Below are 7,085 nucleotides of genomic sequence, written 5' to 3' on the forward strand. Positions count from 1 at the left end.
CGCTCACCGGCGAGATCATGCAGGTGCCGTCCAAGGTCAGCGCGATCAAGATCGACGGCAAGCGCTCGTACGCGCGGGTGCGCGAGGGCGAGGACCAGACCCGGGGCAGCGGCACGGCGCGGGAGGGGTGGGGGATCCGGCTGATCACGGCGCCGATCAGGGTGCCGATCGACACCCCGAAGACCGCCGACACGGCGGCCAGGACCGACTGCGCCCCGTTCCCGACCTCGATCTGCGCGGTGTTCAGCAGGCCGAAGGAGCCCGGCACCACGATCCAGAACGCCGGGAGGTAGAGCACCTGCCAGAGCGGACCGCCCGGCAGCCAGTGCACCAGGGTGGCCGCGACCGCGGCGGCGACCGCCCCCGCCAGGCCGCCTATCGCCGCGCCGTGCACCGACCCCACCGCCACCTGGGCGGTGACGCTGACCGCGATCACGGCGACGATCCACGGGATGGCCGAGGGCGGTGTGTGGACGTTGACGACCACTCCGGCCACCGCGATCGCCAGGCCCAGCGCGATCACCCACCAGCCGGGTTTGGCGACCTGGACGTTGGCCAGCGCGGTGGCCGGCATGCCGACCGCCGTCGCGGCCGCGGCCACTCCGGCGAGGAACAGGGCCAGCTGGACCGCGCCGGACACCAGCCGGGCGGTGCCCGCGCTGGCCGCGCCCGCGGCGATCTCGGACAGGCCGGTGACCAGCAGTCCGCCCGGCAGCAGGATCGCCAGGGTGGCGACGATCGTCCGCAGCGGCCCGTCCAGCAGCGAGGCCCGCGCGAGGGCCAGGACCAGCAGGGCGACCAGGAAGCCGGCCGTGACGGGCAGCAGCGGCCGCAGGTGCGGCAGCCGCCGGGCGAGCACGGTCAGCCCGACCACGATCAGCGAGCCGAGCCCGGCCGCCAGGACGTTGGCCGCCGCCGGCTGGAGGAAGAGGCAGACCCCCACGCCGACCGGCAGCGCCCCGAGGTCCGCCACCCACGCGGGCCAGCGGGCCGGTACCCGCCGGATCCCGTCCAGTTCGGCGAGCGCCCGGGGCCCGTCGAGCTCGCCCGCCCGCAGCCGGTGCACCAGGTGGAGGACGTCGGCCGTCTGCTCGAACCGCAGCGCGCCGCCGACCGGCCGGAACGTGGTGGCCCCGTCCGCGCGGAGCGAGACGAACAGCCCGTTGGTCAGCGCGGCGACCCGCACCTCCGGAGCCCCCAACGCCCCTCCGAGCCGGCGGAGTTCCTCCTCGACGTCATGGACGGGCAGGCCACCGCCGAGCAGGGCTTCGCCCAGGTCGAGGAGTAGGCGGTGGAGCGGCTCGGGCGGGGCGTCGAGAACCCGGGCCGATGGAGACTTGCTAGACATGGCAGATATCGTCCCACCCTGCCCGAATCGGCCCGACTCTGACCCGGTCCGGTCGTTTTCCGATCGGTCGAGCGCCCGCCTCACCCCGCATCAGGCCTCCGGGCGGGAGCGCCGCCGCGGATCCGGGACCGGCCGGCCATCGGGGGGCTGGTGACCGGCGGCCCGAGGCCCGTCACGGCCGGACGGTGAGCACCAGCTTCCCCGTGACGCGGCCCGTCTCGCCCTCGGCGTGGGCGCGGGCGGCCTCGGCGAGCGGGTAGGTGGCGGAGACGTGGGCGCGCAGCCGGCCGGACTCGACGAGGGCGGCGATCTCCGCCATGCCCTGCCGGTCGTGCTCGACCAGCAGGGCCGTCGCCCGCACCCCCAGCTCGGCGGCGCGTGCCGCCAGGCCTTCGAGGCCCTGGGGGAGGATCGACACCAGGAGGCCGCCCGGGCGGAGGGTCTCCAGCGAGCGGAACCGGTCCTCCCCGCCGAGCGTGTCCAGGACCACGTCGACGTCCCGGGCCTCCTCGACGAAGTCGGCGGTGCGGTAGTCGATCACCTCGTCCGCGCCCAGGCCCCGGACGAAGTCGTGCTTGGCGGCCGATGCCGTGCCGATGACGTACGCGCCGCGCGCCTTGGCGATCTGCACGGCGACGTGCCCCACGCCGCCGGCCGCCGCGTGCACCAGGACCCGCTGCCCCGGCCGGACCCGCGCGGTGTCGACGAGGGCCTGCCAGGCGGTGAGCGACACCAGGGGGAGGGCGGCGGCCTCGGTGTGGCTCAGCGCGGCGGGCTTGGGGGCGAAGGCCCTGGTGGGGCCGGTGACGTACTCGGCGTGCGAGCCGGCGCCGTACGGGTAGGGCAGCATGCCGAAGACCTCGTCGCCCGGGGCGAGGAGCGAGACGCCCGGGCCGACCGCCTCGACGGTGCCGGAGACGTCCCAGCCGAGCGTGAACGGCGGCTGCCCGAGGAAGTAGCCGTGGCGGCGGTGCTTCCAGTCGGTGGGGTTGACCCCGGCGGCGTGGACGGCGACGAGGACCTGCCCGGCGCCGGGCACGGGCCGTTCCACCTCGGCCCCGTGGAGGACGTCCGGCTCGCCGAGGGTGGTCTGGGTGATGGCTCGCATGGTGTTCGTGGTCATGGATCCAGCCTGCGGCCACGGCCCTGACCTGCGAAATGGCAAGATTGCCAAAGACCGATAGGATCGTGCCATGGCTGCGATCGAACCCCCCGGCGCCGGTGGCCGGCCGCCGCACCGCGTCGTCGTCCTCGCCCTCGACGGCGTCTACCCCTTCGAGCTGGGCATGCCCAACCGGGTCTTCCCCGGCGTGCCGGGCGCCTACGAGGTGGTGACCTGCGCGGCGACGGAGGACCGGACGGTCGCGACCGACGCCGACTTCACGATCACCGTCGGGCACGGCCCCGAGGCCCTGGAGAGCGCCGACACGGTCGTCATCCCGCCGTACGGCCTGCGCCACGTCACGGCGGACCTGCGGGAGCCGGCCCGCGGCGCCCTCGCCCGGATCCGCCCCGGCACCCGCATCGTCTCCATCTGCACCGGCGCGTTCGCGCTCGCCGCCGCCGGTCTGCTGGACGGGCGCCCCGCCACCACCCACTGGGCGCTGGCGCCCACCTTCCGCCGGATGTTCCCCCGGGTCGACCTCGACGCCGACGTGCTGTTCATCGACGACGGCGACATCCTGACCTCGGCGGGAGCCGCGTCCGGCCTCGACGTCTGCCTGCACGTGGTGCGCTCCGACCACGGCAGCGCCGCCGCCAACCAGGTCGCCCGGCAGTGCGTGGTGCCGCCCTGGCGCGAGGGCGGCCAGGCCCAGTACATCGAACAGCCGGTGCCCCCGGAAGGCGCCAACGGCACCGCCGCGACCCAGGCCTGGGCCCTGGAACACCTCGACCGCCCGCTCGCCCTCCGCGAGCTGGCCGCCCACGCCCGGATGAGCCCGCGCACCTTCGCCCGCCGCTTCCAGGAGGAGACCGGCACCAGCCCCGGCCGCTGGCTGATCCGGCAACGGCTGCACCGGGCCCGCCACCTGCTGGAGACCAGCGACCTCCCGGTCGACCGGATCGCCACCGAGATCGGCTTCGCCACCGGGGCCTCCCTCCGGCAGCACCTGCACGCCGCGATCGGGGTCTCGCCCCAGGCCTACCGCAACACCTTCCGCGGTCAGGCCGGCGCCCCGGGAAGCTGAGACCCCCGGCCGCCCGGGAACGGCCCGGTCACGTCCTCGCGGCGGCCCGCCGTCCGTCGGGCGGTCAGGAGCGGCCCCCGAAGCGCCAGTCGTGCACCTCGACGTCGGCGTACCGGTCCGCGGTCAGGACGGCGCGGGCCGCCTCCCGGTCCGGCGCCCGGAGCAGCACCGCCGTACCCAACCAGCCCGTGCCGTCGTCGGACAGCAGCGGCCCGTAGGCGATCAGTTCGCTCCGGTCGGCCGGCACGTCGAGGTCGGCGGCCGGACCCGCGCCGAGGCCGAGCACCAGGTACCGGTTGCCGTCCTCCCGGCCGCCGGGGAAGTCCCACATGGTGCGCCCCAGCAGGTTGCGCCACCGCCGCAGCAGCACGTCCCGGTAGGCGCCCGCCTGGTAGCCCGGCTCGTCGAAGGCGAACGCGCGGGCGGCGGCCGGATCGGGGAGGTCGAGGATGTGCAGGCTGCCCGTGAGCGTGGCGCCGCCGTCGCCGAGCGTCGGCCCCCGGGCGATCATCTCCTCCTCGTACCGGTCCATGTAGGACCAGTGCTCTTCCAACAGTGCGTGGCGCAGCGGCAGGGACCCGGGCCGGTCCCGGTGGTAGCAGAGGAATTCCATGTTCGTATGCTCCCCGAGGGACGTGGCCCGGTCGAACGGGTTTCGCGGTGCCGGTCCTCCGGCTAGTTCAGCAGGAAGTCGTACACGGCCTGCCGCCCGGCCGGGTCGGCCGCCCGGTTCTGCACCGAGTGGGCCGCCCCGGGCACGATCACGATCCGCGGGTGGTGGGTGAACTCGGCCTGCTCGTAGAGCCATTCGTACGGTGTGGCCAGGTCCCGGTCGCCGCCGAGCAGCAGCACCGGCACGTCGGGCAGCTTGCGGTGCGCCGGGGGGAGCGGCGCGACCGGCTCGCGCGGCCAGTCCCGGCAGACCAGGAGGCTGCCGAGGCCGGTCGCGGTGGCCGGGTCGTACGGCCAGGTCTGTTCGGCGGTCAGCCGCTGCCGGGTGCGTTCCAGGGCGGCCGCGCGGCCCGCGACGGGGGTGTCCGTGCTGCCCCACGGGAAGCGCGCGTCGGCGCAGACGGTGGCGGAGTGCAGCCCCTGGCTGAGTTCCTCGGCCGAGGCGGTGTCGACCTCCCGGTGGATGAACGCGAAGAAGTCCTGGAGCTTCTCCGGCTGCCCCGCGGCCGCCTCGTGGAGGATCTCCGGGACGCCGCCGTAGTCCGGGTCGATGAACTCGTAGCCGGTGAGCGCGCTCAGGATCTGCGCCCCGTTGCCGTACCGCCGGACGGTGGCGGCGAGGTCGGCGGCCGGGTCGGTGGTGCAGCCGGTGGCCTGGCAGGCGGCCCGCAGGACGCGGGCGGTGGCGGGCAGGGCGGCGAGGTCCAGGGGGTCGAAGCCCCGGTGCGGCGCCACCGAGTCGAGCACCAGCCGGGACACGCGTGCCGGGTGGGCGAGCGCGTACCGTTCGGCGACGATCGTGCCGTAGGAGACGCCGTCCAGGGTGAGCCGCTGGTCGCCGAGGGCGCGGCGCAGCAGGTCGATGTCGGCGACGGTGTCCGCGGTGCCGTAGAAGCGGGCGTTGGGGCCGAGGGCGGCGGCGCAGTCGGCGACGGACCGTTCGCGCGGCACGGCGAGGTCGGAGGAGCCCATGTCCTCCTGGAGGCCGGGACATTGGAGCGCGCCCCGGCCGGTGCCGCGCTGGTCGTACATGACCAGGCGGTAGTCCTTGAGGACGGGTTCCAGCTTTCCGGCGGTGCGCTTCATCGCCGGGACGCCGGGCTGGCCGGGGCCGCCGGTGAGGAACAGCAGGTCGCCCTTGGGCGCGGTGGTGTTGCCGGTGACGGCCACCGCGAGGTCGAGGGTGCCGGGGACGGTACCGCCGTGGTCGAGCGGGACGGTGAGGGTCCCGCAGGTGAACTCGGGCGCGTCCGGGCAGGGGGCCTGACCGGTGATCCGGCCGCCGGCTCCGGTGGAGGCGGAGGCGGAGGCGGAGGCGAGGGCGGGGGTGGCCAGGGTGGTGCCGGCGACCACCGCGACGGCGGCCAGCAGGGCGGCTAAACGGCCGCGTGTGCTCGTCATGTTCGTCCTTCCACTCGTGCCGCGCCGGGCCGGCGCGGTCACGGAACCAGCCTGCGCCCCACGGTACTTCGATGACGGGCGACACGGCGGGGGCCCGCCGGAAACGAACCCGCCGGAACCAACTCCGCTCCGTGGCGACCGAGATGAGCGCGGGACGCCCGCGCGGGACGCCGTGACCGCGGGGCGGACCGGTGCGCCGGGCCGGCTGGAGCGGTCGCCACGGACGACGGCCCCGACCGCGAACCCCCCGGCCGCCGCTGCTCGGCGCCCGGGCCGGCGACCGGCAGCCCGTCACCTCCGGCGAGTCGGGGGCCGCCGTCTACCGCAGTGCGGACGCCGACGCGTACGCCGAGTGCGTGGTCGCCGCGGACGCGGCCGCCCTGGAGACCGAGCGCGACCGGCTCGCCCGGCTCGCCGACCGGGTCGTACCGGGACCGCGGGTGCTCGACCGGCGCCGCGACGACACGGGCGCCTGCGCTTCTACCTCCACCTCGCCCCGCTCACCTGGGGCTGACGGCGCCCCGGCCCGGCCCGGACCCCGGCCGCGGGCGAGGCTGTCACCGCCGGGCCCGCAGCACGTCGATCTCGCAGCCCGGCGCGGACGGGTCGAAGCCGTGCTCGGCCAGCCAGCGGACCGCGATCAGGCTGCGCAGCGACCACCAGGCGTGGATGACGTCGAGGTCGACGTCGGTGCCGTAGCCGGCGAGGACGTCGCCGAGGTGCTCCTCGTGTCCGAGCGTCAGGACGGCGAGGTCGAACAGGGCGTCGCCCCGGCCCGCCTCGGACCAGTCGATCACGCCGGTGACCTCGTCGCCGTCCACGAACACGTGGGAGAGCTGGAGGTCGCCGTGGACGAACGCCGGTGTCCACGGCCGGAGCGCGGCCTCGGCGACCCGGCGGTTGCGCGTGACCAGGCCGGCGGGCAGGACCTCGTTCGCGACGAGCCACGCGCACTCGCCGTCGAGCCGCTCGGCGAGCTCGTCGACGCTCGGGCCGGGCCAGGGCGGCAGCGGCGCGTCGTGCAGGGTCCGCGCGGCGGCACCGGCCGCCGCCCACGCCGCGGGCGAGGCGGTCGACGGCTCGCCGAGCCGGCCCAGCGCCGTGCCGGGGAGCGCGGCGAGCGCGAGGACGGGCGGCTCGCGCCACAGGACCCGCGGCGTGGGAATCGGCGCGATGGCCATGGCCTCGACCTCGACGTCGGTGCGCGCCCGGTCGGCGTCGATCTTCAGGAACACGTCGCCGACGCGCAGGGTCGCGCGTTCGGTGTGGGCGACGACGACTTCGACTTCCTCCATGGCGACCATTGTCGGGGGAACGACCGCCGATGTCCCCGGGTTTTCCGGGCGCGGGCGCGGCCCCGGCCCCGGGCACGACCCCGGCCCCGGCTGCAGGCCCCGGCCGCGCCCCGGTGCCGGCCGCCCCTCGCGGCGCCGGAGCGCACCGGAAGTCGGCCGACCCGACGTCCTGTGCGCTCC

5 protein-coding genes and 2 pseudogenes are annotated in these 7,085 nt (G+C 76.0%); 2 read left to right on the top strand and 5 right to left on the bottom strand.

What is annotated here, in order from left to right:
- Nucleotides 1-95: pseudogene (locus ACWD4P_RS37470) on the top strand (tRNA pseudouridine(55) synthase TruB); the annotation flags it as partial.
- A 548-nt stretch (nt 96-643) separates the two neighbouring features.
- On the opposite strand, the pseudogene ACWD4P_RS37475 reads toward ACWD4P_RS37470, so the two are convergent.
- Together ACWD4P_RS37475 and ACWD4P_RS37480 are read right to left on the bottom strand one after the other, a co-directional pair.
- Nucleotides 644-1,348 (bottom strand): annotated as a pseudogene (locus tag ACWD4P_RS37475) (threonine/serine exporter family protein); the annotation flags it as partial.
- A 172-nt stretch (nt 1,349-1,520) separates the two neighbouring features.
- Nucleotides 1,521-2,471 (bottom strand): NADP-dependent oxidoreductase, encoded by a 951-nt coding sequence (locus tag ACWD4P_RS37480; RefSeq protein WP_449782719.1) that lies wholly within the window; start codon nt 2,469-2,471, stop codon nt 1,521-1,523.
- A gap of 70 nt (nt 2,472-2,541) precedes the next feature.
- Between ACWD4P_RS37480 and ACWD4P_RS37485 the strand changes: the two genes are divergently transcribed.
- Entirely contained in the window at nt 2,542-3,537 is a 996-nt protein-coding gene (locus tag ACWD4P_RS37485) for a GlxA family transcriptional regulator (protein ID WP_449782720.1), read from the top strand.
- A 64-nt stretch (nt 3,538-3,601) separates the two neighbouring features.
- On the opposite strand, the gene ACWD4P_RS37490 is transcribed toward ACWD4P_RS37485, so the two are convergent.
- From ACWD4P_RS37490 to ACWD4P_RS37500, 3 genes are all read right to left on the bottom strand, one after another.
- On the bottom strand, nt 3,602-4,150 hold the full coding sequence (locus ACWD4P_RS37490; protein ID WP_449782721.1) for a YciI family protein: 549 nt from the start codon (nt 4,148-4,150) through the stop codon (nt 3,602-3,604).
- A gap of 62 nt (nt 4,151-4,212) precedes the next feature.
- A complete protein-coding gene (locus ACWD4P_RS37495; RefSeq protein ID WP_449782722.1) occupies nt 4,213-5,610 on the bottom strand; it encodes an alpha/beta fold hydrolase in 1,398 nt (465 codons plus the stop codon).
- A 557-nt stretch (nt 5,611-6,167) separates the two neighbouring features.
- Entirely contained in the window at nt 6,168-6,905 is a 738-nt protein-coding gene (locus ACWD4P_RS37500; protein ID WP_449782723.1) for a phosphotransferase family protein, read from the bottom strand.
- Nucleotides 6,906-7,085 lie beyond the last annotated feature (180 nt).

The organism is Kitasatospora sp. NPDC002543 (assembly GCF_053594915.1).